The organism is Nonomuraea bangladeshensis (genome assembly GCF_039529455.1).
Taxonomy (GTDB): Bacteria; Actinomycetota; Actinomycetes; order Streptosporangiales; family Streptosporangiaceae; genus Nonomuraea; species Nonomuraea bangladeshensis.
On the sequence record NZ_BAAAMV010000028.1, the window covers coordinates 1 to 25,972 of the forward strand.

Below are 25,972 nucleotides of genomic sequence, written 5' to 3' on the forward strand. Positions count from 1 at the left end.
CAGACAGGTACAACGCGACGGCGTCCGCCTTGAACTCCGGCGGATACGACTTCATCGCCACGTGGAACTCCTTGTCTCCGGATTTCCATCATCCGGTACTCAAGGTGTCCACACTTCAGGGCGAAGGCCCCACCTCGGCTTTCACCTGTTGTGCGCAGATAGACAGCTATGGCAAAGCCAACCCTTTGACCACTACCGACTCCAGCGGCAACATGCAGATCACCCACGACCCGCCTCAAATATCACTTCAGCCCCCGTCGACAGGTTCATGAAAGCGGTACGCAGAGCATCGAAGGCATGCTGGGCTGCCTCGTTCGCTGTCGTTGGATTCGGGGGTGTCTTCGTGCAGGCTGTGGTGATCGTCGTGGTGGCGGTCTTCTTTCTCGGGATGGGGCTGTTCGGGTTGGCCGCACCCGCCGCGCGCTGATCAGACCGTTTCGGATAATCGCTGACTCGTCCGAGGCGCGCAATGAGGTTCGAGCGGTGTACGGCGGTTTCGGAGTCGCCGTCAGCGCGCTGTTGTTGGTGGCGCTTGCCGATGCAGCTGGAATGCGCACGGGTGTGGTCATCACGGTCGCCGTGTCCCTGCTGGGCATGGCCTTGGGGCGGTTGGTGGGGCGGGCGATCGAGCAGCCCGCAGCGTTCTATCCCGTCTGGTGCTACTTCTGGGTGGAGGTCACCGCCGGAGGCGCCTTGTTGGCCAGTGTCATATGACCCTTTCAGGTGACGGGTCCAGGCAGCGGATCGTCAGGTCCTGGGAGAGCAGAGCGCTGGGCGTGAGGCCGAACATGGCGTGGAACGCGGTGCTCAGGTGGGATGGGCTAGCGAAGTAGCCGTCTGCCGCAGCCCGGGTGAGATTGAAGCCCGCCGCCAGCGCCCGCCCAGCGCGATGCATCTGCGTCCACAGCCGGTAGCGGCGGTAGGAAGTACCCGTACCGTCCCTGAACAGCCTCAGGAACCGTGACTCCGACATCCCCAACTCGGCGGCCAGCAGCGCGGCCGGCATGGGCTGTTCAGCGTCGATGAGCCGCCGGGTCGCGGCCGTGATCCGCGGGTCGGCGTACGACGTCCTGGCGCGGCCGGTGGCCTTGGTGATCCAGGCAGTGACCTGCAGCGCAGGAGTGTGCGAAGACAGCTCCGCCGCCCCGGCGAGAAGGTCGTCCTCGTGCCGGTGCTCGACCAGGATCTTCGCCTCGCCGCCCGTGAAGCCGGTGCGGCATGCCTGATCGTCCGCCGAGCCGGGGTCGAGGTAGAGGAACACCATGCGGTCGCTGGACGCCGTGAGCTGGTGGCGTACTCGAGGAGCGACGAGCGCTGTGCGCGCCCGCAGTTCGCCACCAGGCATCAAGTGAACCGTGAAGGGTGCGTCCACGCCCACGGCCAGGCACGCGACCGCGCCGGAGTGCGGTCCCAGCCGCAGGGACGGCCCGGCGTACAGGGCGCGGCCCGGCCACAACCACACCGTGGCCCTGGCGGCACGACGGGTTGGTGAAAGCGCCGACATCACAGTCTCCTGCAGGCTGAGCAGCAATCCGAGAACGTTGGAAGGAGAATAAGGTGCGCTCCGCTGCCCGCATCATGGGGATGCTGCTGTTCGCCGCCGTGGGACTGCTCAACCTCGCGCCGGGACTCCTGGCACTAGCGCCTTCCCAGCTCGCCACCGCCTACGGAGTCGTGCACACCGACGCGACCAGTGAGCTCTTGCTGCGGCATCGCGCAGTCATGCTGGCGCTGCTCGGCGTCGCGCTCCTGGCGGCGGCCGCCGTACCAAACTGGCGCAGGCCGGTACTGGTCGTCGCCGTGATCGGTAAACATCCTTCGTCATCCTGGTAGTGACCACCACGGGCGCACACCCGAAACTGACCTCGGTCGCGCTCGCGGACGTGGGGGCGCTGGCCACGCTGACGTTGGCCGCAGTCCTCACCCGCGCATGGACGGCCCACTCACTTCGGCCCGGCGATGCGGCGCCCTGAGCCGCACCGTGTGCCCCTCGTGGACGCCGCCGACGTCCTCCCCCGCCTGACAACTCCGCAATATCCTCGGGTGAACCAGTCTCGGCCGCCTGGCGCAGCAGTTTGCGCAGGCGCCGGCTACTGGGCCCGCCTGCTGCGCGACCTGGGCGGGGACGTGCTGGCCTACGATCACTACCCCGCCGAGCGCAACCATTGGCTCACTGGGGCGGCGCCCGGGCACTCCGCGCCGGTTACGCCGAATTGGACCACCGTCGCCGTCGCCGATGGCGACCTGGTAGCCCGGGAGCCGGGCCGGGCGATATTCGTATGCTGGCCGCCGCGGCCCGGCAGCGGTTATCTGGTGGACATCTTGCGCCGTTACCGGCCACCAGTAGTCGCGCTGATCACGCAAGGGCTGCGACTTCTACCCGACGTTGCAGGCGGGCTGGCAGCAGGATCAACCACAGTTCCTGCTGCCCCACTGGCCCTACCAGAACGACAACTTGACCATCTGGCGGGCCGCGACGCCGCGGCGACCGCGCTGAGTTCCAACCAACCTGGACACCTCCATCTCTACCTGGGAGTCGTAAACGAGGCCAACTACCGCTCCCGGATGGGCCATCTATCGTTCCTATTGGGCCAACTGGCGCCCCCTACGTCAGTCAGGGAACCAGTGAGGGGAACACACTCGAACGTCAGATAACAAATCGGTCGCGCAGACAGCAGGAATTTCGCATACCGATCGTTGTGGTCATATTTCGCGCCCGGCAGCGCCATCGTAAAAGGACGCAAGCCCGCGGGGACAGGAACATGCCCTCGAACCGGACCTTCGCGTCCCGGGCGGCGTTGATCATCCGCTGGGCGGCGGGACCGGACACGCCTTTCGCCGTCGTTGAGGCGTTCGGCCACGTTGTCGAGGTAGTCGGCAACCCCGAGGCAGTCCTGACCTGCAACCACGACCCGGTCAAGGCGCTCTGCCACCCGGAGCGGACCGCCAGGGCCAAGCGGGATCTGCCGCCGGCTATCGACCGGTGCGATCCGGCCTGCGCCAACATCGCCCGCACCGACACCCACATCGAAGCGCTGCAGAGCGAGGTCGCCCAGCTGCAGGAGGAGATCGCCGACCCGCTGACGCCGACCCCGTTGCGCGAGCGGCTCAAGCAGCGGGTGGCCGCGCTGCGCGGGATCAAGAGTCGCGCTTCCACCGTCAGATCCATAAAGTCGTCAAGAGGTCAATGATCAAACCTTTTTGAAACACAAGCCCTTCATATACCTATATACAAAGCTGTTGCCTTGCCGTTCAATGCCGTGAGTGAGAGTCCCTTCCCGAATCGGCCTACCGGCTACCATGAAAGATGACTTGCCAGGCTTCATAGTCAGTCGATATTTACCACGGGCCTCCGGGATTCGCTGGATGGCATTACTAGTCACCAGCCAGACCGGACCGAGCGCCGGTTTTTTTACAACTAGATCGACTACGATGCGACGTATCTTTCCCGTCTTATCCCTAACGGCTCTAGCCGCTTGGATGGTGTAGACAGGAGATCCATACCTATATCTGGGAAAGGGAACTGAAAGGTATGGCCAAGGAGAAGCCTCCTGGTTGCCCGGAGCCTGACCCAGATTCGACTGGAGGACTACGTTGCCAACCGCGAGAACCACTGCAACCGCGAACAGCACCCTGGCTCTTTTGACAAATATGGCGGCACCAGGAATCTGCCACTCAACATACGCGATCTGTTCGATAGATGTCGCCACGAGATCCATTATTCTCCGGACGTGTGTCCACTGCCTTAAGTACCAGGCCGGGAAAACCGTGAGGAGAACAACGCCTATCGCATGACCTAACTTGGTGAGCTTGCCGGGAACGCACTCGAGATCGGCGAGCCACTCCTCCTCATAACGTTCGAGCTCATCTTTAGTTCGCGCATGTTTCTTTGCGGCCCAAACTAAGAGCTTCCGCGCCAGAAAGGGGGCCAGCTCACTGACCTCATTGACGATGAGCGGCACCACGATAGCAGCAATGACGAATCCGATGAACGTCGTCATAGATTAGCTCTCGACCAGGCCGGGGAGGGCCGGAACAAATCTTCTGTTGACGGACTTTCTGGCCGCGATATTGCGTCTCTCGCCAAGCAGCTCGTGGGCAGCTTGTCGGCCTTCCTCGGTCAGACGGTAGAGACGTCGACGTGGGCGCCCCTCCGGCGCTGGCTCAGCCCAATAGCTTTCCAGCCATCCGGCTTCCTCTAGCCGACTCAAAGCTGGATAGATACTCCCGGTGGGACGGCCGATCTGCTTGGCAAGCCCGAACCCGTGCTGGTCCTCCTCGGCGTTCGCCAAGGCTTCCAAGACGTCGAGCGTCGCCTTGCCCACCCGACGCAGCTTCTCCATGCTTGTTCTATATATGAAGATTTAGCGATGGTCAACCATCCGGCGTCACATCCACTGCGGCTGCTCGTGCGCTCCCTCCGGACAGGGACTCCGGGAAGGAAGCCGACGCTGGAGTCGAGGATCACCTGCACGACGATCCGGGATGGGGTGTCTTCGGCCGGCTGCTGAAAGAGGTCCAGTTCGAGCTGACCGCTCAGGTCACCGGCTGCGCTGAGCTCGTGTTCCTGCCCGGCTCGTGTAACAGCGTCACCCGCCACGACAAGCGTCCCTTCCACCTTCCTTGCAACCGGTAAGCGCCAACTCACGAACAGCGAACACGATCACGAAGCGGTACGCAAGAGCCCGCAGCCCAAGACGGGCTTGCTGCACCGTCAAACGGAAGAGCCGAGTCATCCAGCAGGACCCGGCCGGGACAGCCGTCCAGACACTCAATCGGGGCGGTGAGTCGGCTCGGCACATCTCGAGGCCGGGAAAGAAGCGCTGATGGCAGACCCGAGCGCCATCGCAGACGCGGCGCAGGTGGTTAACCGAAGGTCGGGATCCTTTTGAAGGAGGCACCATGATCGCGGAGGCTGCGCACTGCCTCATCGACGCCGTCGGGGAGGAGTTCACCAGAGCCGGTCGCGTCCGGGGGCACGGCATCAAGCACATGAAGTGCCCTTGTGATCAGCTCGCCTCACGCAGCGCACGCACCACGGCGAGCGACTCCTCGTCGCCCAGCTCGATGAAGACCGTCTCGGCCCTGGCCAGAGCGGAGGCGGACTCCTCCGCTCTGCCCGCCAGCCTCAGCGCGTCGCCGAGGTAGATCAGAGCCCGGCCGTGTTCCGCACCCTCGCGCCAGATCTCACAGGCCCGAGCGAAGGCCGAGATCGCTGCCTGGAGGTACTCCGCACCGGCGGGGGCACGGGCGAAGTCGCCGTTGACCCTGGCACGCAGGAAGGCCGAGATGGCCTCCTCGTCGCGTCCCAGGTAACCAAGGGTGATGCCGAGCAGGGCCCCCGCTTCGTCCGCCCCGCGCTGGTCGGCGCGGGCGAAGGCGGCGGCAGCGCCCTCCAGGTCGCCGACGCGGCCGAGAAGGTAGCCCAGCCGGAGGGCCGCAAGCGGGTGGCCGGCCTCGTCGAGGTGAGCGAAGCAGGCATGAGCCTCGTCGAGGCGGTCGTGTTCCATCAGGATCAGCCCGAGGTCGTTGAGCGCATCGTGGACCCCCAGCCGATAAGCGTGCAGGAGCACGTGTTCCGCCTGCTCCAGCTCGCCACGCCTGGCCATCAGGATGCCCATCCGGTGCGCGGCGAGCGGGTGATCACGCTCCACGGCGAGCGCGTAGGCGTCTTCGGCGTCCTGCTCGGCGAGTTCACGAGCCAGGCCGAGCCGGAAGTGCACCTCGACATGGGGATAGCCGCGAGCGGCCGCCCTGGCGTAGGCGTCCGCAGCTCCAGCGTGGTCCTGACGCTGCTCCAGCCAGACGCCCAGGGTGTAACTCCATTCCGCGCCGCCTTCCGCTTCCCACCTGCGCAGGTCCTGCTCACCGTCGTCACGGCCGGCCAGCCTTGCTGCCAGGTGGATCGCCGCATCCGGGAATCCTCGCCGCACGGCCCGGGCGAAGGCCTGCTCGGCCGCGTGGAAGTCCATGCGGGCCGCGAGCATGACGCCGTGGTTGTTGGCCCCGCGCGCGTGGCCGCGCTCGTCGGCACGGCGGAACGCGGCCATGGCGGCATGTGGCCGTCCGGCTCGGAGGAGGAAGTCGCCGAGGTTGAACGAGCCCTCCTTGAGCCCCCGCTCGTCGGCCCGCTGATAGGCGGCCAGCGCCGCGGCGAACTCTCCCCGATGCTCCAGCAGAATGCCCAGGTCGGCGGCGGCCTCGGCCGAGCCCTGCACATCGGCACGGCGCAGGTCGTCCTCGGCGTCCGGAGACAGGTCGGCCTCGCTCCAGTTGTAGCCGGACGCGGGCGGCTCGAAGGGCAGCGTGTCGTCGGGATCTGGCGCGTCGAGGGTGAGCCTCAGCAGCGTGAACCGGGCGACGTCATCCGGGTTGTACTCAACGCCCCATGCCTCGGCCATGGAGCTGGCGAACTGAGCCATCGCGGCGGGCTCGCCACGTTCTACCCGGTCATATAGATCCTTGCCGTGCAGGTCTACCATCGAGATCACCGCATTGCTTATTCTGGGCAGCTCCTCCGCGGTCCGGGCACCGGACGCGGCGTAGGCGAAATGCCGTCCGTCCTCGCCCAGCCGTTCCAGGCGGTGAGCGCTTCGGTCAGCGAGGTCGCGGCTGAGCGCCGCCCGGCGCGCGTAGGCGTCGATGAACCAGAGCGCCGCGTACGAATCGTCCACCGCTTCCGCGAGGTTGAGCGCCGAGCCGAACACCTTGCCGAAACGATTCTCGTCGAACTGCTCGGCCTCGCTCAGCTCCGTGAGCGTGCGTGACAGGCCGGCCAGGCGGATCGCGACGGCTGCTTCGCAGTCCACGTCGAGCAGCCTGGCCTCCAGCTCGGCGTGGTCGATGCGTGAGGAGTCGCCGAGGAGGTCCCGCACCTGCCCGAGGAGGCCGGCATGGTCGGGCCGTCGGGCCGCGCCATCCTCCAGCGAACGCTCGAACTCCTCCCGATAGCCGGACTCGCCGGTCGCCAAGTAGCGGATCAGGTAGGCGGGCCAGCCCTGCGGTCCGGGCTCGGGGAGCCGGTCGGGCAGGGTCGCCCACGCGTCCCCGTACAGGGTGAAGCTCGCCCAGGCGACGGGGTGGAGCCCGGCGGCGGCCAGCTGCTCCCGGCTCCTGCGCAGCGCCTCACCGACAGGGCGCGACCAGGCGTTCCGATAGAACTGGCGCGAGATCTCCCCGCACAGGTGGTCGGGCACGGCGTAGGTAGCGGCGATCACACCGGGGGAGTCCGCATCGAGCAGGGAGGTGATGAAGCCCCGTAGCGCCCCTCTCGGACCGTGCCTGACCCGGCCGACCAGGCAGGCGCCGAAGTAGGCGAAGGGCATCCGCGCGGATCCCACCATGATGGCGCGGAAGCTCTCCTCCCGGCTCAGGACGATGTGCTCGCCCGACGCGTCGGCCACGCCGTGGCCGATGTAGTGGAGCACCCGGATGCCGGATTCCAGCGCCCTGTTCAGTTCATCGTGCGTGGGCGCCATCAGAGGGACCGGTGGCAGCCCGAGGATCCGCAGCGCTCTGCCGGTCTGCTCGGCATCCGTGTCGGCGTCCCACAACTCCAGGTCGGGTGGATCCTCCGCCCTGACGACCACCGAGCCGGCGGGCAGCCGTCCGCTCGTGCGGTTCGGCGCGAGCATGCGGATCAGGTGCCGCACCGATGGAGCCCGGGCCACGACCTTTGCCAGGCCCAGGTAGTGCTCGCCGTCGAAGGCGAGCTCGATCGGCAGCTCCGCGAAGTCCTCCGTCACGCTCGGCACGAACAGCAGGGTCCGCGCGCCGCGGATCTTCTGCCTGACGGGCTCAGGCAGCGCGTTCCACAACCGGAGCCCCGCTTCCCGCACTGGCCCTTGGTCAAGCTGGCTCGCGGTGGCCTCCCGCGTGATCAGGCTGTTGCCGGCGGCCCGTACGGCACGCAGCAGCTCGTGGGCGGCTTCGACCGCTTCCGCACTCGCGTCCACCGCCGCCCGCTCGTCCAGCGGCTCGCTCCCGCCGCGCATGGCCAGCAGCACGGCACGCCGCCAGCCCGACTCCCATACCAGCACGACCGTGTCCGGACGATGGATGAGCCTGGCGTCGAGCAGATGAACGGGGTGACGCCACAACCATTCCGCCTCGTCGCCTGACCGTTCAGGCGAGGCGAACATGCCCTCGTGGCGGAGCGCGAAGCTGATCTGGAGGATCTCGTCGACCGTCTCTTTGGCCGTCGAGCCGCTCTCGGCCAGCACCACGAGCAGGAAGCGGGAGATCGCCCCCATGACCTGCTGGATGCCGGACGGCTCCGGACTCGATTGGACGATCTCGCCCGCGCGCCTGATCAGCTCGCGTAACCGCTCGGCGTAGTCCTCCGGTTCACCGCGCTGATGCCGTAGGAGAAGACGGGAGAACTCCACGCGCACCGCGAGATCGGCGCTGTCCGCGTCGAGCTCGTCGTAGATCTGGAGAGAACGCTCCATTTCGCCCGCATACGCCAAGGCGTTGGCGAGGTTGTAGTGCAGGGCGACAATCCACCTGTCCGCGTCCTCGTCGCCCCGCCACGGCAGCAGGTCGTCGAGAGCCTCCTGGTAGCGGCGTGCCGAGGCTTCGAACTCGTCCCTGTCGAAGTCGAGATTGGCCAGCGCGTTGCGGATCTCGGTTACGAGGATGGGCGGCCTGTCTTTCTCGACGCGCGCCAGGAGCCACATGCACAGGTCCCCGGCCAGCTCGCGGGCCCTCGCCTCCTCGCCGGCGGCCGCGCAGGCCCCGATGAGCCCGTGCACGACGGCCGCCAGCTCAGGGACCACCCGCTCCGCATACCACGCCATCCACGGTTCAACCTCGGACGACACCCGTGGCGGCTCATCATTCATCGGGGCATCGGGAGGCTCGCGCACCAGGACGGTCATGAACAGGTAGGCGTCCTCCAGCAGGTCGTTCAGCTGCTCGTCCAGGTCGTCCATGGCACGCAACAACCGACGCCAGTGGCCGTATGCCTGGATGAAGGCCCTGGCGGCCGCACCCGGCTCGTGGAGTCCGGCCATGACCTTGCCCGCCAGCGTGGCCCGTTCGGCCAGCCACACCAGGTGGTCACACGACGGGTCCACCGAGTCGGCGGCCCTCAACCACGACGAGCTGGCGTAGAGGTCTTTCTGCCGGTAGGCCTGCTCGCCGCGTAACCAGCAGCGCCAGCGTTTGACGCCGGGCGGGTCGTCCGAGTCGGTGATGTGGTCCTCGCGGATCCTGATGCCTGTGCGGGCCTCGTGCAGGGCCAGGATCTGCTCGATGAACATCAGTCCACGGCCCAGAAGGGCAGGTCGGCGGGGGAGTAGGCGGGCCTGAACGGCGTGAAGCACCACCCGCCGGGGAAGCGGTAGGAGACCTCGCACGCCGTCTGGAAGGACCGGCGCACAGTCATCCCGACCTTGCCGGCGTCCGCGGCGCCGATCGAGAACCCGAGTTCGTACTCGTCCTCGGCGTTCAGCTCGAACGTTTTGGACCGTCTGGCGCCCGCCTGGTCGGCCCGCAGGTCGACACCGAGCTGGTCGTCGAGCTCGTAGCCGATGGGGTCGAACTCCTCTGAAGGCCTGCCGCAGAGGGTGCACCTGGTCAGTGACACGAGCCGGACCCTGCGCGCACCGAGGACGGTCGTGCAGATCTCCGGCGGACCGTCACCGACGACGTAGCTCCTGGCCCGCACGGCGACGTCCAGGACCAGGTCAAGGCAATGGTCGCGCTCTCCGTAGTCATCGGTGAGTGAGACCTTGACCTCGCGCCCGCTCCCCCAACCCGATCCGAGGATCTTGAGGCTCATGCCGTACTCGCGATCGCCTGAGTTGCGCATCAGCAGCTGCCCGTCGCCTCCGGGAGGCACGTGGAAGGACAGCCAGCGCACGTCGACGACATGCTCTCCCAGGTCCTCCACCCAGGTACGGCCCCGCAGGCGCTCGGCCACCCAGAAGAAGACGTCCAAGCCGCTGCGCCCGGCGGGCATGGCCAGCCCTTCCAGCAGGGCGTGCTCACGCAGACTGCCGGCTACCCGCGCCGGATCCGCTTCGCCGGCTTGCAAGAACACGTCCGCGAGGCCGCGGACCTCCGAATCCTCGACGATCTCCACTGCCATGGACAGTCCCAGGGGTCAGGCCGATCGGGGAAGCCAAGCGTCTCCCCGTCCACCACCCCTGTCAACCAGCCGTGGTGAGCTTGATGTTGTTGAAGACCCGGTTGATGTCAGGCATCAGGGACGTGGCGTCGCTCGGCACGGCGGACGATCGCGAGCAGGTCCCATTTGCCGGGCCGGCTGCGGACACGACGGTCGCCTTGAACTCGGGCGAAGCCCGAGCCACGGGCAGGAGGGTCGGTCCGCATCGTTCGGCAATCAGGAACACCGTGAAGCACACGGATGGGTGGATGCGCCCTCCGCCACCAGCCGCGCGATGCGCAGCTCCTGCGGGGTCAGCACGGTCTCCGGGTCGTCGGCGGCGGGCCGGGCCGCCTCGCCCGCCGCGCGCAGCTCGCCACGCGCCCGCTCCGCCCAAGGGGCCGCCCCCAGCCGCTCGAAGGTCTCCAGCGCCGCCCGCAGGTGGTTCCTCGCCTGGCCGGGCCGCTGGGCGCGGCGCAGCCGCTCGCCGTACAGCAGCGCCGTGCGCGCCCGCTCCATCGGCTCGCCGTGCCGGCGCAGCGCCTCCTCGAACAGCTCGGCGTCCGCGCCGGGGGCGGCGAGCAGGGCGCGGCAGCGGGCCATGCCGCCGTGGGCCGTCATCGTCGTGGGCGGGGGTGGGCGTGGGCGGTGAGGGCGTTCTGGTGAGCGCTGGCCGGGTCGTCGTCGGGAAGGGCGATGAGCTGCCAGTCGCGGCCGGCGGCGGCAGTCATGTCCATCAGCGCTTTCAGCATGCGGATGACCTGATCGATGACGATGTCGATCCACCCGGCTCCATACTGCGCGGCCTCCCGAAGGTCATGGAACTGGGCGCCTTGGAAGTGCAGCAGTTCGACGTTCGCGGCGCGGCTGAGAAGCTCGTCATAGGCGAGGTGCTCGACCTTCGGCTGGAGCCGGCCGGAGGCGGCGCCGGGGCGGTCAACAGGGCGATGCTGATGTCGGCGGCAGCAACCAGGACCAGAGCAGGTACGGCGGCCTCGACGCGGTCGGGGGTGGGGCCCGCAGTGAGGATCTGCTGCAGGACCCGATTGGTGGCCAGCAGGCCGAACGCGGTCGCGGCGCGCCGACCTGCCGGAGTTGGCGAGGTGCCGATTCCGTGGCCGGTTCTCGCCGGCCTCCTCCGCTCGCTCCCCTCCCGTCAGTCCTGTCGGCCGTGATCGAGAGGCCAGGCCGCGCCTTGCCTGGGAACCCGAGTCTCGACAGGGTGCTGGACGGAAAACAGGCCGTCGCTGTCAGCCACGCTCATCGCGGCCTGGCCAAGGTCGGCCGCCGGTGTAGACGCGGCCGACCTGGTTCGTCTGGCCGGTCCACCACCACTAGGAATATCCTGAAGATCTTGATGGGTGAGTCGGCATGAGCTGGCTCACCCTCGCGTTATGGGGTGATCGGGGCGAGGGTCCAGGTGCCGCTGGTGTGGGTGAGTCCGAGGTTGATGAGGCGGCGGAGGTTGAGGGCGGCGGCGCGGTGGTGGAGCCAGCGATCGTTGGCAGCGGTGCCGCGGTAGCGCAGGCGGCGGTTGCCTCGGGCGACCAGCCAGGCCACGGCGCGTTCGACCATGGGCCGCCAGCGCCGGTAGTCGTCTTGCCAGGCGAGGTCGGTGGCGGCCTGGTGGCGGGCGGTGGCCTGCAGGTCGTGGTGCGGGCGGATGGTCACCACGCGGCCGGTCTTGGCGGTGGTGCACCGGTCGCGCAGCGGGCAGGCGGCGCACAAGCCGGTGAAGGTGGCGCGGCGCTGCTGATAGCGGCCGCCGGGTGCGGCCAGGGGGACGGTGTGCCCGGCGGGGCAGGTGACGATGCCGGCGGCGGTGTTGATGGCGAAGTCGTCCAGGGTGAATCCGCCGATCACGGCGGGCTTGAGCGCGGGTGGTTTGATCAGCAGCCGGTGCCCGGCCTCGGTGAGGGCGGCGCGTAACTCCGCGGCGGCGTAGGCGGCATCGGCCAGGACGTGCAGCCGGCCGCGCTCGTGAGCCAGCAGGCCGGGGGCGATGGCGGCCTCGTGGTGAGCGGTTCCGGCGCCGGGCCGCAGGGCGACGGCGGTGAACAGGCCGGTCTCCGGCTCGACGGCCAGGTGAGCCTTGTAGCCGTCGTCACGCTGCTGGGTCTTGTGGATGTGGCGGGCCTCGGCATCGACGGTGGAGATGATCCGATCAGGTGCGGTGCGGCGGGCGATCCGCCATCGGCCGTCGGTGCCGTCGGAGCCGACAGCCGGTTCGACGTCCTGGCCGGCGATGAGGGCCAGCAGGCCGACCGCCTGCTCGGCGGCCTCGTCCAGATCCTGGTGGCCGCTGAGCTGGCCGAGCAGGGTGAGAGCGTCGGTGACCAGCCCGCTGACCAGGGCGTCCTTGGCTTCCTCATCGTCCCAGGCGATGGCCGGTTTGCCCGGGTCGGTGTAGTCGCAGGCGTGACAGTGCGCCGCTATCAGCGTGCTCGCGCCAGGCACCTGGCGGGCCACCCGGCGGATCGCGGCGATCAGCTGGGTGATGGTGTCCTGGGTAGCGACCGCATCCAGCAACACCGCCGAATCCAGCGCGCGCCGCGCCCGGCCGGCCAGCACCCCGGTCTGCTCCACCACAGTGCGCACGGCCGCAAAGATGCGATCCGGGTCCGCCGAGCGGGCCAGCCAGCGCCGGAAGTAGGTCAGCAGCGACGGATCGAACGCCTGGTCATACAGGCCCAGCCCGCAGGCGGCCTTCCACCGCAGATCGAACCGCAGCGCCGCGACCGCCTCCTCATCCGACAGCCCATACAGCGCTTGCAGCACCACCACCGTGGCCAGCAGCCCCGGCGGCACCGACGGACGCCCGTTGACCGGCGCGTACATATCCGCGAACGTCTCCGGCGGAAACAGTCTCCCCCGGTGTTCGGCCAGGAACGCGAACACGCTCCCGGCCGGGATCATCTCCCGGCACACGACCCACACCTCAGGCCCGGCCGGAACCCTCCGACGACCCATCATGAACCGAGTCTGAATCCCGAAATCCCACCTGGCCAGACCACCAAGATCTTCAGGACATTCCTAGGCGCCGCTGTCGCACCAGATGGTCAGGTGGCCTGCTGAAGCAGGGCGGTCCGTTCGCTGCTGTGAACCGCTGCCTCGATGCGGTGCGTGGCAGTCGGCTCGTGTCGAAGCCGCTCGGTGACTTCGGAGGGGTTCAGTAAGGCGTAGTACGGCACGGCGCGCTCCCGAGCCAGTGCTGTGATCATGTGCGCACCTCCGGGGCAGCACCCCCCACACGCATCGCCTCCTGGGCGTCGTCCGGGTCCAGGACCGTGAGCGCACGTGCTGCCGTCCAGTTGGGGACGACGTTCGCCTTGGCCGCCTCGAGGTAGTCACTGACCAGGCGGACCAAGACGTCGCGCAGTGCGCCGGCAACGTCCAGGAGAGGAGAGGAGCCGACTGGACGCGTTTGAACATGTCATCGGGGGCAGGGGGATCTTGTGACTGTCACGCTCGCGCTGGCGGGTGACACGATGCTCGGCCGTGGCATCGCGGACCTGCTGGCCAAGTCCAGCGACCCGGACATGTACATCTCGGACGGCGTCCGAGGGTACCTGTCCGAGGCCGATGCCATACTGCTCAACCTCGAGTGCTGCATCTCCGATCGCGGCAGCCCGTGGTGCGCGCCTGGCAAGATGTTTCATTTCCGCGCCCCGCCGCAGGGCGTCGATCTCCTCGCCGAGCTCGGCGTCACCTGCGTCACGATGGCCAACAACCACGCGCTGGACTACGGCTACGACGCGCTGCTCGACACCTGTATGCATCTCGAGCACATGGAGATCGGCACGGCGGGTGCGGGCGCCACCCTGGACCAGGCGCGTGAGCCGGCCACCCTCGCTGTACGGGGGATGCGCATCGCCGTCATCTCCGTGACCGACCACCCGGAGGACTATGCGGCCACCTCCGACCAGCCCGGGGTCGCCTACGCCGACCTTCGATCCGGCGTCCCTGACTGGCTGACGGACACCGTGGCGAAGATGCGTAAGGAAACGGATGCCGTGCTGGTCAGCCCTCACTGGGGTCCCAACATGACGGCCGCGCCGCAGCCGTACATCCGCGCCGCGGCCACGATCCTGGCCGACGCCGGGGCGACGCTGATCGCCGGCCACTCCGCGCACATCGCGCACGGGGTCGCACCGCCGGTCCTGTACGACATGGGGGACTTCCTCGACGATTACATGGTGGACCCGGACCTGCGCAACGACCTGTCGCTGCTGTTCCTGGTGACCATCGACGAGCTCGGTCCCGTACGGCTGCGCGCCGTGCCGCTCAAACTCGGCTACTGCCGCACCGTCCTGGCGGAAGGCCGGGAACGCGCCTGGCTCAGCCGGCGTTTCATCGACGCCTGCGAGGCGTTCGGCACGGCTGCCACCACGGAGGACGGCCTGCTCATCGTGGATCTGCGGTCCAGGAAGGGAGGATGACCGCCTGGAGGAGGTTCAGTCGTGCATCGTGGTGTGTTCGCCGACCAGCGGGACGAACTGGGCCGGTGTGAGGGCGCGCAGCCGGGTCAACCGGCCCTGTCGCTTGGTGTAGAGCGTGACGATATCGGCCACCTCGCTCGTCATCGGCATGACGAGCCGGCCGCCCTCGGCCAGTTGTGAGGCCAGCGGCGGGGGCACCGAAGGAGCGGCGGCCGACACGATGACGGCCTCGTAGGGCGCGTGGGCGGGCAGGCCGGCGGTGCCGTCCCCGACCAGCACCTCGACGTTGGTGACGCCGACCCCCGCGAGGTTGGCCTGGGCGTGTTCGGCCAGGTCGGGATGGCGTTCCAGGGAGTAGACGCGGCGGGCCAGCCGCGCCAGCAGGGCGGTCTGGTAGCCGTACCCGGTGCCGATCTCCAGGACGGTCTCCGTGCCCGAGAGCCGCAGAACGTCGATCATCTGGGCGATCAGGGACGGCTGCGAGGTCGGCTGCCCGTGGCCGATCGGGATCGGCTCGTCGCATTGGGCGCGCACAGCAGAACGCGGCGGGACGAACCGATCGCGCGGCGTGGCGGCGAAGGCGGCCAGCAGCCGGGGATCGGTCATCCCCATCCCCCGGATGACCTCCACCAGCGTGCGCATCGCCGGTCAGCTCTCGCCCTCGGACAGGCTCGTCGCCGAGCCCTCCAGGAACACCTCGCTGATGGCCCGGACCGGCAGCGCAGCGTTGGACAGCACGACCAGCCTGCTCGAGGGGATGCTCGCCGGGTTGGGCAGCGTGTCGGTGATGATGAGCTGGGCCAGGCCGTGTCCACGTGCCGGGTGTCGTGCTCGGCGAGCAGGGGAAGGGCGTGCAGGTGGTCGACGGGGCCGTCGAAGGAGCCCTGGATCTGCGCCGTGTGCAGGCGCAGCTCACGGGCCACCTCGTAGGCGAGATCCGGGTACGCGCGACCGGAGAAGAGCATCAGCTTCTTCTCTCCGGCCTGCTTGATCCCCGTCACGGTCTCCCCTTTGCCGTTGGAGCGCCGTACATCGACCCGCGACGTCAGTGCCCACCAGCGCGGCTACCCCAGCCCATCAGCCGCTAACAACCCACCAAGTATGGTTGCGGGCGTGGCCCGCCCTGGTAGCCGCGGCTGTTCGGAGGGGGTGGGTCTCCGTTGAATCTGAATGTGGACGATCGACGCCTGCACCAGCGAACGGGGTCGTGACTAGGCGAAGGTCATCTCCACAGATCTCGCCAAGAGGATCGCCGGGCGAGCAGGTCACACGCTCGACGCGGACCTCACAGGATCATGGGCCGCCGCGCTGATCCGGAAGGTGCTCGAGGGACGTCCCCCGAGATGCGCGCCCTGGATGAGGCTGTTGAGCGGGAGGTGCCGGTAACCTCTCCAGGATTTCTCGCCGCCGCCAAAAGGCCGCCGCGCTATCTGACAAGCCCCTGCACGCCGAATGGACCGCGCGAGCCCTCCAACCGTCGGCCTTCTACCTGCCGCAGGCCGGAACGACGCCGGTCTCCGCACTCGTCACCGTCGCCACCGCTCCCGACACGTTGACGACCTACGCCCGGCATCCGCTGTATGACGACTTCTGGCGCGAGCGCAGCGTCAAGGCCCGCTGGAAGAACTTGGACATCCCGGTCCTGGAGATCACCGGCTGGTAGGGGTGCCGGTAAGCAACGTGTCATGAGCCCCAAACGGCGTTGATCTTGCTGTGACTTGCCTGGTCAATGCTGATCGGTCATGAAACACCCCCGATGCACATCGACGATCTGGTCGAGCACTGGACGATCCTGGACGAAGAACGCGACCTGATCGCCGAAAAGCGCGACGCCACTCGACTCGGATTCGCGATCTTGCTGAAGTTCTACACGCAGCATGGCCGGTTCCCGCGCGGCCGTTCAGAGCTGCCGGACGACGTGGTGGAGCACGTGGCCAAGCAGGTCCGGGTCCCCGCCTCGGAGTTCGGCTTCTACGAGTGGTCCGGCTCCACGATCGAGTACCACCGCCATCAGATCCGCACACACCTGGGCTTACGTACCTGCACGACGGAGGACGCGACGAAGCTGGCGGTGTGGCTGGCCGAGGAGGTCGCGCACGCCGAGCGGCGGCCTGAACGGGTCCGGGAGGAACTGCTCAAGCATCTGCGCGAGGAGCGGATCGAACCGCCGGCGCCTGGGCGGATCTCCCGCATCGTGGCATCGGCCCTGCACAACGCGGAGGTCGCCTGGTCAGTACGGATCGCCTCCCGGTTGAGTCCGAAGACCACGCAGCGGATCTACGCGCTGGTCGGCATCGACGATGCCAGCCGAGCGGCAGCCGAGGGGGCCGGTGACCGTCAGGAGCCCGCGGGTGAGGCGCCTGCCGAGGACGACGACACCGATTCCGACCTGCTGGCGTTGATCAAGTCCGCGCCGGGCAACGTGAGCCTGGAGTCGATGATGACCGAGATCCGCAAGCTGGAGGCGGCGCGCTCGATCGAACTGCCGCCCGGGTTGTTCGCCGACGTGGCGCCCAAGGTGCTGGCCGCCTGGCGGGCCCGGGCGGCGGTGGAAGCGCCCTCCCACATGCGCACGCACCCGCGCGAGCTGACGGTGCTGCTGCTGGCGGCGCTGGTCCAGGAGCGGGGGCGGGAAATCACCGACGCGCTGGTGGAACTGCTGATCGCCACGGTGCATCGGATCAAGGCGCGGGCCGACAGCAAGGTGACCAAGGAGCTGATCAAAGCGTTCAAGCGGGTGACCGGCAAGGAGAACATCCTGTTCAAGGTCGCCGACGCCGCGCTCAGTCAGCCCGACGATTCGGTCCGCCAGGTCATCTTCCCGGCCGTCAGCGGCGGCGAGCAGACGCTGCGGGATCTGGTGCACGAGTTCAAGACCAAGAGCCCGGCCTGCCGTACCACGGTGCAGACCACGCTGCGCGCCTCCTACACCAACCACTACCGGCGCGGCCTGATCGCGCTGCTGGACACCATGGAGTTCCGGAGCAACAACACCGCCTTCCAGCCGGTGATCGAGGCGCTGAAGCTGATCGGCCGCTACGCCAAGGCGGGCAACACCACCTACTACCCGCGCGGCGAGGTGGTGCCCGAGCACCGTGGCACCGCCGGCGACTGGGAGGACCTGGTGTTCAAGAAGGACAAGCGCGGACGCCGGCGGGTGGTGCGGATGGTGTATGAGATCGTCACCTTCCAGGCGCTGCGCGAGGCACTGCGGTGCAAGGAGATCTGGGTGGTCGGCGCTCATTCCTTCCGTGACCCGGAGGAGGACCTGCCCAAGGATTTCGCCGCCCGCCGCGTGGAGAACTACGCCGAGTTACGCAAGCCGCTGGACCCGGCCGACTTCATCGCCGAGTTGAAGGCCGAGATGCGCGCCGAACTGGAGGCGCTCGACACCGCGCTGCCGAAGCTGGACTGGCTGGCGATCTCCGAGCGTAAGTCCGGCGCGATCAAGCTGACGAAGCTCGGCCCGGCGGATGAGCCGCGGAACCTGCGCAAGATCAAGAACGAGGTGGGCCGCCGCTTGGGTTCGGTCCCGCTGATCGACATGCTCAAGGAGGCGGTGCTGCGCACCGGCTGCCTGAAGGCGGTCACCTCGGTGGCGGGCACCTCCAGCCTCAAGCCCGAGGTCCTGGCCGAGCGGCTGATGCTCGCGATCTTCGGATACGGCACCAACACCGGCATCCGGGCCGTGGCCTCCGGGGGCCACGCCCACAGCGAGGACGACATCCGCTACGTCCGGCGCCGCTATCTGACCCCGCAGGTCGCCACCGACATCTCGATCGCCATCGCGAACGCCACCTTCACCGCCCGGGACGTGGCGCTGTGGGGCAAGGGGACAACCACCGTCGCCTCCGACTCCACACACGTGCGCGCCTACGATCAGAATATTTTCACCGAGTGGCATTCGCGGTACGGAGGCCGCGGCATCCTCATCTACTGGCACATCGAACGCGGGTCCATGGTGGTGCACACCCAGACCCTGCGCGCCTCAGCCTCGGAGGTGCACGCGATGATCGAGGGCGCGGTCCGGCACGGCACCACCATGAAGGTCGAGGGCAACTACGTCGACTCCCACGGCCTGACCGAAATCGGGTTCGGTGTGACCCGGCTCCTCGGCTTCGACCTGCTGCCGCGCATCAAGCAGATCAACAAGGTCAAGCTGTACCGGGTGGAGAGCGGCGAGAGCGATCTGTACCCGCGGCTGACGCCGGCGATGACCCGGCCGATCCGCTGGGACCTGATCGAGCAGAACTACGACCAGGTGATCAAATACGCGACCGCGATCAAGCAGAACACCGCCTCCACCGAGGCGATCCTGCGCCGCTTCACCGAATCCGCCTCCCATCCGACCTACCAGGCCATGCTGGAGGTCGGCCGCGCGCAGAAGACCATCTTCGTCGCCCGCTACCTGCGCCTGCGCGAGCTCCGGCGGGAGATCCAGGAAGGGCTCAACGTGGTGGAGTCCTCCAACGGCGCAAACTCGGTGATCTTCTACGGCAAGGGCGGCGACATCGCCACCAGCCGGCGCGACGAGCTGGAGATGAGCGTGTTGTGCCTGCGCATCCTGCAGGCCGCGCTCGTCTACATCAACGCCCTGATGCTGCAGGACGTCCTAACCGACTCCGAATGGGCTGAGCTGCTCAAGCCCGCCGACCAGCGCGGGCTGACCCCGCTGTTCTGGCAGCACGTCCAACCCTACGGCGAGGTCCGCCTGGACGTGACCAAGCGCCTTTCGCTCGGCGGCGCCGTGCCGGCTCCGGAGGCGGGCAGCCCGGACTAACTTCATGATCGCGGTAGGGGCCGGCGCGCGCCCGCCTGGCAGGACGCGCGCATCAGGCCCGGGCCAAAGCCCCTCCGTCAGGTGGTGGGCGTGCCTCTCGCGTCTGATCACGTCCTCCGAAGTGTGGGCAGGGGCACTGATTGGCGGTCCAGGGGCTGCTGCTGTCTTGCCGGTAACGCTCGTAGAAGCTCTGGGCGGACTCGTACTGGCTGGTGGTGTACCAGGTCAGCGCCGGGTGACGAGCCTCCAGCTCGCGCAGGGCGCGAGTGCCGAGCCCGCAGAACCGCCAATCCGACGAAAAGTCGATCTTTCTCAGCAGGCCGATGCCGCAGGGCTCGCAGATCGCATAGTGGACCTCTCCGAGCGTCGGGTAGTCGTCTCCCGCGGCGATCGCAAACGCGTACCACAAGGTGGGCGGGCGGGAGAGCTGACGCTTGCTGGGTGTGGCGGTGGCGTGCGTGATCGCTTCGGCTCTGATGCGGCTGGCGGCGTCATACAGCTTCCACGCCAGGTCGGTGTCGCGACCGGTGGCGGTGATCGGTGACCGGCCCGAGAGCTTCACCGTGTCTTGGGCCAGCAGCGCGGCCAGGTGGCTCTTCCACGCTTCGGCGAAGGCGGCGGGCCTGCGCTGTTGGTCCTGCTGCTCGCCCACGGTCCGGAAGTAGGCCTCCCGCACGATCGCCTGCGTGGCTGCCCGCCGCAGATGCCCTTCGAGGTCATCGAGGTTGCCTGGCCGCCGCACCGCGTCGGCCATCTCCTGCAACCGGGTGAGCAGGCCGCGCAGTCCCGTCGGTTGCGGGGGTGCCGGTGTCGGCCACGACGCGGGCAAGGGCTCCAGCAGCAACCGCATCACCATGCCAGCACCGTAGTGCGCGGCCGGGCGCGAGGGCATCGAGTCAGAGATCCTCGATATAGCCGGCGGCGATGTCGTCGGGCGGGTTGGTGTACAGGCGCAGATAGCGGTCGTTGGCGTGGCCGAGGCGGCGTTCGAGTTTGGCGCGGTTGTGGCCGGAGGCTTGGGAGAGCTGAAAGGCGAAGGTGTGGCGGGCGTCGTGCGGGCGCAGGGTGCCGAGCTTGCGGTCGGGGTCTGGTGTCTGGGCGTCGTGCAGACGGCCGATCTCGCCGACGATGGTGTTGATCGAGCGGGCCGACAGCCGGCCGTCGGGGCAGCGGGCGGCGATGGAGACGGCCGACAGGAACAGCGCGGCCGGGCCGGTGCTGGCGGCGGCGTCGCCGGGCCGCTGCTGTTCGAGGTAGTCGGCCAGGGCGTGGCGGGCGTCGCGGCCGACGAAGATGGTGCGGCTGGTGCGTCCCTTGCCGCGTACGCCGACGAGGCGGGCCGTCTTGGCCTGGCGCAGCCGGTCGGCCTCGGCCGGTTCCATCTGGTCCAGGTCCAGGCCGACCAGCTCGGCGCGGCGCAGCCCGGTGCCGAACAGCAGGTGGATGATGGCCCGGTCGCGTAGCGGGCGGGCGTGGGCGTGGGCCCGCGCGACGGTGCCGCGATGACGGCGCCCCTTGAGCTCGTGGAGGGTCTCGATCCGGTCGACGATGTTCTTGACGGTGCGTATCTGGGCGGCGGCCAGCGCGCGGGGCTGCGGGGCGGGCAGCGGCAGCGGCAGCGGCAGCGGGGCGACCTTCTTGGTGGGGTCACCGTGGCGCAGCAGGCCGGTGGGGGCGTGCGCGGTGATCCAGGAGAACAGCGCCGACAGGTGCGCGAGGTGGTTGTTGACGGTCGTCGGCGCCATCGGCGCGGGCGTGCCGTCGCGGCCACGGTTGCCGGCGGCGGCCAGGTGGTCGCGCCAGGCGCTCACCTCTCGCGGAGTGACGGCCGAGAGCCGGTCGTGCCCGAGGCCGCCCGAGATCCAGGCAGCGAAGCGCTGCAGATGCCGGGAGATCTTGGCGGTGACCTCCGCCGAGCGCACCCCGCGCACGGCCAGATCGAGGTAGCGCTCCGTCCACGCCGGCAGGCTGTCGTCGGCCGGATCGAGCCGCTCGGGAAGCCCGACCACCTTTCGTCAAGTGATTTCGGCGCGATCCCGAGCCGGGCCGAGCGAGGCCGAGCTGGGCGTGGAGGACGGCATGCCGCCAGGTTACGTCACGGAAGGGCTGTTTCCTGAAGAGAAAGTACTGATCGTCGGGTACGGCCTGGCTTGGTCGACGACCGTCACCGACTCGGTCCAGCCTGTGCCGGGTTTGCCGGTGATGGCTTCCAATAGGCATCGGTGGTCCTCCGCCGATCGCGTCGCCACAGCCACCGAAGTCGCCGGGTGGTGGATAGCACCTCGCTATGCCGCGAGGGCGGCCACCACCTTGTCCGCGAGCCGCTGCAGGCGGGCAGGGTCGGCGGGGGCCTGGCGGATGGTGGTGCTCCAGTAGAGGGGGCCCGCAAGCAGGTCCAGGCCGAGCTCGAAGTCGGTGTCGGGAGGGAGTTCTCCGCGTTCCACGGCCCGCCGCAGGACGCTGACCGCCTTCTCGCGTCGAGCTCCACCGACCCTGTCGCGCAGGGAGTCGGCGATGTTGGGATGGTGGAGGCCCGCGGCGAACAGGTCGGGCAGAATGCGCGACACCAGCGGATGCCGGAGCGCCGCGTCGACTGCGGTCAGGAAGGCCAGGACATCGCCGCGCAGGGTTCCGGTGTCGGGGGTGTCGGTCGCGGCGATGGAGACTTGGGCGATCAGGTCGATGGTCACGGCTTCCTTGGACGGCCAGCGCCGGTAGATGGCGGCCTTGCCCGAGCCGGCCCGCCGGGCCACGGCCTCCAGCGACAACCTTCCGTAGCCGACTTCGGCGAGCTCTTCGAAGAAGGCGGTGCGGATCGCGTCGGTGACGGAGTCTTGAAGTACGGGGCCGCCGGGCGGACGAGCTGTTGGCAATCGACTCATGCTGCCGAGCATACCCGAGACGGAACGGTTGCGTCTCGGGTCAGGGAAGGGCTACATTGCAGGCGATGTCGAGACGGTCCCGTTCCGTCTCGGATAGTGAGGGGAGTTCACCGTGAAGTTCCTCTTCGAGGACGAGTCCTTCTCCTTCGAGTCCCTGCGTACGGCGTGCTTCGCCCCCTACGGTGGGGCCGACCTGGGCGAAGTGATCGGCACCGCCCGGGCCATCCCGGACGGCGACGAAGACGCCTGGTACCTGCAGTGGCGCGCCACCGCCGCCCGCGTCCATGAACTGGGCGACAAGGCGTTGGCGGCCGGGCACCGGGTCAGCGCCCGCGAGGCCTTGCTGCGGGCGTCGAACTACTACCGGACGGCCGAGTTCTACCTGCGTGACGACCCGTTCAACGACGGCCGGGCCAAAGAGCTGTCGAGCCTGGCGCGGGACACGTTCGCGACCGCTGCCGCACACCTGGACACCCCCGTGGAACCGATCGTGATCCCTTACGAGGACACCACGCTGCCCGGCTACCTGTTCTTGGTGGACGACTCGCCCGCCCCGCGCCCCACTGTGATCTTCACCAGCGGCTTCGACTCGATCGTGGAAGAGGCCTACTTCGCTGTCGCGGCGGCCGCGCTGCGCCGCGGATACAACTGCCTGGCCTACGACGGCCCCGGACAGGGCGCAGCGCTCCGCCGGCAACGGCTGTTCTTCCGGCCGGACTGGGAGGCGGTCATCACTCCCGTGCTGGACTACGCCCTGACCCGTCCGGAGATCGACCCCGACCGCATCGTCCTGTACGGCTACAGTTTCGGCGGCCATCTCGTCCCGCGCGCCGCGGCCTTCGAGCACCGTGCCGCCGCGCTCGTCCTGGACGGCGGTATCTACAGCTACTTCGACGCCACCACCCGGATGCTCCCGCCGTGGCTGCTCCAGTGGATCCTGGACGGCCGGGACACCGAGGCCGAGCAGGTCCTGACGATGGCGACCGCGCACAACACGTCCCTGCGCTGGGCGCTGCGCAACGGCGTGTGGACGTTCGGTGCCGGCTCGGTCGCCGACTACGGCCGCCGCTCCAGCGCTTACACCCTCGACGGCGTCGTCCAGCAGATCACCACCCCGGCGCTGATCTTCGACCCGGACAACGACGGCTTCTTCAACGGCGAGCCCGCCCGCCTGCACCACGCCCTCAAGGGGTCCAGCACCCTCATCACCCTCCCCGAGGCCCAGGGGCTCGGCGAGCACTGCGCCTACGGCGGTCGCTCCACCCTCCACCAGCACATGTTCGACTGGCTCGACGAGACGCTCTGAGCCCACCCCTTTCCAAGAGCACATGGAAGATCCCGAGAAGGGGAGTGCACCAGTGAGCGCAGATGTGCGGCCGGAGCCTGGGCTCACTCCCAACCCGATGGCACAAACCATGTTCGCCGGCACGATGGCGGCCATGGTCTGCTGCGAGGCAATCGTCAGAGAGATCTCCGTTGCCGCCGGCCTGGCAGCCGCTAACCCCGCCGTCACCCGCCGCCACGCCGCCGCGTCCTGGTCCGTGGGCCTCTGGTTCGAGCGCTCAGCGCCGCCCTCGCCTGGCTGCTCCCCTACACCCTCGTCATGTGGTTGCTCGCCCCCCTCGCCGCCGCCAACGGCGGACCCCTCGCCCTCCGCCTCCGCACTCGCCCGCCCAATTCCAAAGCCCAGGCAAGCCGTGAACCACAGCGGTGAACACGGTCGGACCCGATCAATTCTCAAGCACGATGGAGTACCGAAATGAGCAACCAGATGACCAACGTGATCGGCCGGATCGACCAGGCCATCCACATGACCGCGACCATCGTGAAGGGCATCACCGACCAGCAGCTCACCGCCCCCACACCCTGCCCGGGATGGGACGTGCGTACCGAGCTCAACCACCTGGTCGGCGGCATGCGCATCTTCGCCGCCGAGCTCACCGGCACCGACCCCGGCGGCGAGCACGAGGATGACTGGCTGGGCCCTGACCCGCAGAACGCTTACCTCGGCGCCGCCCGGCTCGACCGCGCTGCCTGGCACCGCGAGAGTGCCCTGAAGACGACCGTGCGGCTCGGATTCGGGGAAGTCCCCGGGCCGATGGCCGCACTCATCCATTTGACCGAGGTCCTGGTGCACGGCGTCGACCTGGCGATCTCCACCGGCCAGGAAGCGCTGGTGGACGAGCGCGCCTGCGACGACCTGCTCACCACCATGCGCGGCATGGACTTCGACGCCTTCCGCCGCCCCGGAATGTTCGGCCCCGAACTCCACCAGCCCGCAGGCACACCCGCCCACCGGCGGCTGCTGGCCTTCCTCGGCCGCGACCTCGCCCCGCGTCGGGCCAAGTGACGTGCAGCCGACCGTGACGAGAACTCTGGCCAGGTAAAAGACAATCCGCGCTCGGCCGTGGCCAAGGTCGCGGCCTCAGACCGGCGTTGCCCGCCTCGGTCACGATGAGCCCGCACAGGCTGCCATCCGGGGGTCTTGGCATCACTGACCGGCGAGAAGTGCAGGTCCAGGTGGTTGTTGCTCTCGCAGCAACGCTCGTTTGGGGCTCATGACACGTTTCTTACCAGCACCCCTGGTACGACCGCTACCGCCAGGGCATGGTGGAGAACTTCCAGGCCCGCCCGCGCAACGTCTGGCTGGTGGCCGGGCCGTGGCAGCACGCCCTGCCCTACGGCCAGCCCGCCGACATCGGCTTCGGGCCGTACCTGGCCTGGTGGGACCGCTGGCTCGGCGGACGCCGGGACGCTCCGCTGCCCGCCGCCAAGGTCACCTCCTACGAGATCCCCAGCCCCGGTGCCGGGACCGGGTGGAAGCGGTTCTCCACCTGGCCGCCGCGCGGCGCCCGGCAGGAGCGGCTCAGCCTCGCCGCCGACGGCACGCTGAGCAGCAGCCCATCGGCCGCCACCACCCGCGGCTTCACGGTCAACACCGAGACCACGCCGGCCTCCCCGGACGAGAAACTCACCTTCCAGACCCGGCCCCGCCAGGGCGACCTGGTCCTGGCGGGCGAGGCCACCGCGAAGGTACGAGCGGCGTTCACCGCCACCGACGGCAACATCGCCGTCGTCGTCGAGGACGTCGCCCCCGACGGCACCTCGAATCGCATCACCCAGGGCTGGCTCAAGGCCGGCCACCGCTTCGGCCCCACCGCGCGGTCCCCGTGCGCCCCGGCACGGTCTATGACCTCGACATCCGCACCTGGCCGACGCACTACCGACTGAGCGCCGGGCACAGCCTGCGCGTCACCATCAGTAGCGACGACTACCCGGAGATCGACTCCGACGCCCCCGCAGGGCAGGTCAGCCTCCGTCTCGGGCGCGGCGGCACTGAGATCCGCCTGACCACGTACGAGGACAACCGCTAGTACTCCAGCCGCGCTCAGCCGTTGAGGAGGCGTTGTTGTCGCGGGTAATGGCAACGGCGGGCACGGGCTTGTGCCCCCTGTGTGGCGAACGGGGGCCGGTTGCCGGGCGGCGAGGAAGGCCAGATGGGGGCGTCGGGCAAGGCCACACCGCTCGCGAAACGCTACGACCGGGATGGTCCGCGGGCCGATGCCGGGCCTGGTGCCGTGTCCTCGTCATGGTGCGGCGGGAGGCCGATGGTCAGCGGGTGTCTCGGGCAGTAGGGGCGTGACGGTGGGGGTGCGGAGGCGTTCGACGGCGTCGCGGGCTTCTTCGTCGGGGCGTACGTCGTAGCTGAGGGTGGTGCTGGGGCTGGCGTGGCCGGCCAGGCGGGCGGTCATGATCGCGT

General features: G+C 68.6%; 22 protein-coding genes and 1 pseudogene. 10 read left to right on the forward strand and 13 right to left on the reverse strand.

What is annotated here, in order from left to right:
• Positions 1 to 272: hypothetical protein (locus ABD292_RS48330; RefSeq protein WP_344220168.1), on the forward strand; the 272-nt coding region annotated here is incomplete at its 5' end.
• Positions 273 to 297: 25 nt separating this feature from the next.
• Positions 298 to 714: a DUF4345 family protein gene (locus ABD292_RS48335; RefSeq protein WP_344220170.1), complete on the forward strand. Its 417-nt coding sequence runs from the start codon at positions 298 to 300 to the stop codon at positions 712 to 714.
• Here the strand turns inward: ABD292_RS48335 and ABD292_RS48340 are convergent.
• A complete protein-coding gene (locus ABD292_RS48340; RefSeq protein ID WP_344220172.1) occupies positions 707 to 1,345 on the reverse strand; it encodes a helix-turn-helix domain-containing protein in 639 nt (212 codons plus the stop codon). The genes ABD292_RS48335 and ABD292_RS48340 overlap by 8 nt on opposite strands.
• Before the next feature lie 212 nt (positions 1,346 to 1,557).
• On the opposite strand from ABD292_RS48340, the gene ABD292_RS48345 reads away from it, so the two are divergent.
• On the forward strand, positions 1,558 to 1,833 hold the full coding sequence (locus ABD292_RS48345) for a hypothetical protein (protein ID WP_344220174.1): 276 nt from the start codon (positions 1,558 to 1,560) through the stop codon (positions 1,831 to 1,833).
• Positions 1,834 to 2,762: 929 nt separating this feature from the next.
• Positions 2,763 to 3,191, forward strand: a complete 429-nt coding sequence (locus ABD292_RS48350) for a hypothetical protein (protein WP_344220176.1) — start codon at positions 2,763 to 2,765, stop codon at positions 3,189 to 3,191.
• Here the strand turns inward: ABD292_RS48350 and ABD292_RS48355 are convergent, their stop codons facing one another.
• The 8 genes from ABD292_RS48355 to ABD292_RS48390 all read right to left on the reverse strand — a co-directional run bounded on the left by ABD292_RS48355 (position 3,192) and on the right by ABD292_RS48390 (position 13,332).
• Positions 3,192 to 4,001, reverse strand: a complete 810-nt coding sequence (locus ABD292_RS48355) for a hypothetical protein (protein ID WP_344220178.1) — start codon at positions 3,999 to 4,001, stop codon at positions 3,192 to 3,194.
• Between the two features lie 3 nt (positions 4,002 to 4,004).
• Entirely contained in the window at positions 4,005 to 4,343 is a 339-nt protein-coding gene (locus ABD292_RS48360) for a PadR family transcriptional regulator (RefSeq protein WP_344220179.1), read from the reverse strand.
• A 666-nt stretch (positions 4,344 to 5,009) separates the two neighbouring features.
• On the reverse strand, positions 5,010 to 9,263 hold the full coding sequence (locus ABD292_RS48365; protein WP_344220181.1) for a CHAT domain-containing protein: 4,254 nt from the start codon (positions 9,261 to 9,263) through the stop codon (positions 5,010 to 5,012).
• Complete coding sequence (locus ABD292_RS48370; protein WP_344220183.1) at positions 9,263 to 10,093, reverse strand: hypothetical protein; 831 nt, start codon at positions 10,091 to 10,093, stop codon at positions 9,263 to 9,265. Before ABD292_RS48370 ends, ABD292_RS48365 begins: the two co-directional genes overlap by 1 nt.
• A gap of 255 nt (positions 10,094 to 10,348) precedes the next feature.
• Positions 10,349 to 10,732 carry a hypothetical protein gene (locus tag ABD292_RS48375; RefSeq protein WP_344220186.1) on the reverse strand — a complete coding sequence of 128 codons (384 nt, stop codon included), beginning with the start codon at positions 10,730 to 10,732 and terminating at the stop codon, positions 10,349 to 10,351.
• Positions 10,729 to 10,863, reverse strand: a complete 135-nt coding sequence (locus ABD292_RS48380) for a hypothetical protein (RefSeq protein WP_344220188.1) — start codon at positions 10,861 to 10,863, stop codon at positions 10,729 to 10,731. The genes ABD292_RS48375 and ABD292_RS48380 overlap by 4 nt, the downstream gene beginning before the upstream one ends.
• Positions 10,864 to 11,503: 640 nt before the next feature.
• Positions 11,504 to 13,084, reverse strand: a complete 1,581-nt coding sequence (locus ABD292_RS48385; RefSeq protein WP_344220190.1) for an IS1182 family transposase — start codon at positions 13,082 to 13,084, stop codon at positions 11,504 to 11,506.
• A gap of 86 nt (positions 13,085 to 13,170) precedes the next feature.
• Positions 13,171 to 13,332, reverse strand: a complete 162-nt coding sequence (locus tag ABD292_RS48390; protein WP_344220191.1) for a hypothetical protein — start codon at positions 13,330 to 13,332, stop codon at positions 13,171 to 13,173.
• A gap of 234 nt (positions 13,333 to 13,566) precedes the next feature.
• On the opposite strand from ABD292_RS48390, the gene ABD292_RS48395 reads away from it, so the two are divergent.
• Positions 13,567 to 14,550, forward strand: a complete 984-nt coding sequence (locus tag ABD292_RS48395; protein ID WP_344220192.1) for a CapA family protein — start codon at positions 13,567 to 13,569, stop codon at positions 14,548 to 14,550.
• 15 nt (positions 14,551 to 14,565) lie between these two features.
• On the opposite strand, the gene ABD292_RS48400 is transcribed toward ABD292_RS48395, so the two are convergent.
• Complete coding sequence (locus tag ABD292_RS48400; RefSeq protein WP_344220194.1) at positions 14,566 to 15,192, reverse strand: protein-L-isoaspartate(D-aspartate) O-methyltransferase; 627 nt, start codon at positions 15,190 to 15,192, stop codon at positions 14,566 to 14,568.
• A 799-nt stretch (positions 15,193 to 15,991) separates the two neighbouring features.
• Between ABD292_RS48400 and ABD292_RS48405 the strand changes: the two genes are divergently transcribed.
• On the forward strand, positions 15,992 to 16,213 hold the full coding sequence (locus ABD292_RS48405; protein WP_344220211.1) for a CocE/NonD family hydrolase: 222 nt from the start codon (positions 15,992 to 15,994) through the stop codon (positions 16,211 to 16,213).
• Between the two features lie 93 nt (positions 16,214 to 16,306).
• The gene (locus ABD292_RS48410; RefSeq protein WP_344220196.1) at positions 16,307 to 19,330 is read left to right on the forward strand and encodes a Tn3 family transposase; all 3,024 of its coding nucleotides are present in this window, start codon (positions 16,307 to 16,309) and stop codon (positions 19,328 to 19,330) included.
• A 52-nt stretch (positions 19,331 to 19,382) separates the two neighbouring features.
• Here the strand turns inward: ABD292_RS48410 and ABD292_RS48415 are convergent, their stop codons facing one another.
• The 3 genes from ABD292_RS48415 to ABD292_RS48425 form a co-directional block, all read right to left on the reverse strand.
• Positions 19,383 to 20,186 carry a hypothetical protein gene (locus ABD292_RS48415; RefSeq protein WP_344220198.1) on the reverse strand — a complete coding sequence of 268 codons (804 nt, stop codon included), beginning with the start codon at positions 20,184 to 20,186 and terminating at the stop codon, positions 19,383 to 19,385.
• A 40-nt stretch (positions 20,187 to 20,226) separates the two neighbouring features.
• A complete protein-coding gene (locus ABD292_RS48420; protein WP_344220200.1) occupies positions 20,227 to 21,339 on the reverse strand; it encodes a tyrosine-type recombinase/integrase in 1,113 nt (370 codons plus the stop codon).
• A 276-nt stretch (positions 21,340 to 21,615) separates the two neighbouring features.
• On the reverse strand, positions 21,616 to 22,212 hold the full coding sequence (locus ABD292_RS48425) for a TetR/AcrR family transcriptional regulator (protein ID WP_344220203.1): 597 nt from the start codon (positions 22,210 to 22,212) through the stop codon (positions 21,616 to 21,618).
• Between the two features lie 112 nt (positions 22,213 to 22,324).
• On the opposite strand from ABD292_RS48425, the gene ABD292_RS48430 reads away from it, so the two are divergent.
• The 3 genes and pseudogenes from ABD292_RS48430 (at position 22,325) to ABD292_RS48440 (ending at position 25,586) form a co-directional block, all read left to right on the forward strand.
• Positions 22,325 to 23,518 carry an alpha/beta hydrolase family protein gene (locus tag ABD292_RS48430; protein WP_344220205.1) on the forward strand — a complete coding sequence of 398 codons (1,194 nt, stop codon included), beginning with the start codon at positions 22,325 to 22,327 and terminating at the stop codon, positions 23,516 to 23,518.
• A gap of 453 nt (positions 23,519 to 23,971) precedes the next feature.
• Positions 23,972 to 24,562: a TIGR03086 family metal-binding protein gene (locus ABD292_RS48435; protein WP_344220207.1), complete on the forward strand. Its 591-nt coding sequence runs from the start codon at positions 23,972 to 23,974 to the stop codon at positions 24,560 to 24,562.
• 257 nt (positions 24,563 to 24,819) lie between these two features.
• A pseudogene (locus ABD292_RS48440) lies at positions 24,820 to 25,586 on the forward strand (CocE/NonD family hydrolase C-terminal non-catalytic domain-containing protein).
• Positions 25,587 to 25,972: the final 386 nt, after the last annotated feature.

What these genes read in the sequence shown, in the direction of transcription:
- ABD292_RS48380 (WP_344220188.1), bottom strand. Translation starts at nt 10,863, where the DNA reads ATGCTGAAAGCGCTGATGGACATGACTGCCGCCGCCGGCCGCGACTGG.
- ABD292_RS48375 (WP_344220186.1), bottom strand. Translation starts at nt 10,732, where the DNA reads ATGACGGCCCACGGCGGCATGGCCCGCTGCCGCGCCCTGCTCGCCGCC.
- ABD292_RS48350 (WP_344220176.1), top strand. Translation starts at nt 2,763, where the DNA reads ATGCCCTCGAACCGGACCTTCGCGTCCCGGGCGGCGTTGATCATCCGC.
- ABD292_RS48400 (WP_344220194.1), bottom strand. Translation starts at nt 15,192, where the DNA reads ATGCGCACGCTGGTGGAGGTCATCCGGGGGATGGGGATGACCGATCCC.
- ABD292_RS48425 (WP_344220203.1), bottom strand. Translation starts at nt 22,212, where the DNA reads ATGAGTCGATTGCCAACAGCTCGTCCGCCCGGCGGCCCCGTACTTCAA.
- ABD292_RS48355 (WP_344220178.1), bottom strand. Translation starts at nt 4,001, where the DNA reads ATGACGACGTTCATCGGATTCGTCATTGCTGCTATCGTGGTGCCGCTC.
- ABD292_RS48390 (WP_344220191.1), bottom strand. Translation starts at nt 13,332, where the DNA reads ATGATCACAGCACTGGCTCGGGAGCGCGCCGTGCCGTACTACGCCTTA.
- ABD292_RS48365 (WP_344220181.1), bottom strand. Translation starts at nt 9,263, where the DNA reads ATGTTCATCGAGCAGATCCTGGCCCTGCACGAGGCCCGCACAGGCATC.
- ABD292_RS48385 (WP_344220190.1), bottom strand. Translation starts at nt 13,084, where the DNA reads ATGATGGGTCGTCGGAGGGTTCCGGCCGGGCCTGAGGTGTGGGTCGTG.
- ABD292_RS48370 (WP_344220183.1), bottom strand. Translation starts at nt 10,093, where the DNA reads ATGGCAGTGGAGATCGTCGAGGATTCGGAGGTCCGCGGCCTCGCGGAC.
- ABD292_RS48410 (WP_344220196.1), top strand. Translation starts at nt 16,307, where the DNA reads ATGCACATCGACGATCTGGTCGAGCACTGGACGATCCTGGACGAAGAA.
- ABD292_RS48415 (WP_344220198.1), bottom strand. Translation starts at nt 20,186, where the DNA reads ATGGTGATGCGGTTGCTGCTGGAGCCCTTGCCCGCGTCGTGGCCGACA.
- ABD292_RS48435 (WP_344220207.1), top strand. Translation starts at nt 23,972, where the DNA reads ATGAGCAACCAGATGACCAACGTGATCGGCCGGATCGACCAGGCCATC.
- ABD292_RS48335 (WP_344220170.1), top strand. Translation starts at nt 298, where the DNA reads ATGCTGGGCTGCCTCGTTCGCTGTCGTTGGATTCGGGGGTGTCTTCGT.
- ABD292_RS48340 (WP_344220172.1), bottom strand. Translation starts at nt 1,345, where the DNA reads ATGCCTGGTGGCGAACTGCGGGCGCGCACAGCGCTCGTCGCTCCTCGA.
- ABD292_RS48360 (WP_344220179.1), bottom strand. Translation starts at nt 4,343, where the DNA reads ATGGAGAAGCTGCGTCGGGTGGGCAAGGCGACGCTCGACGTCTTGGAA.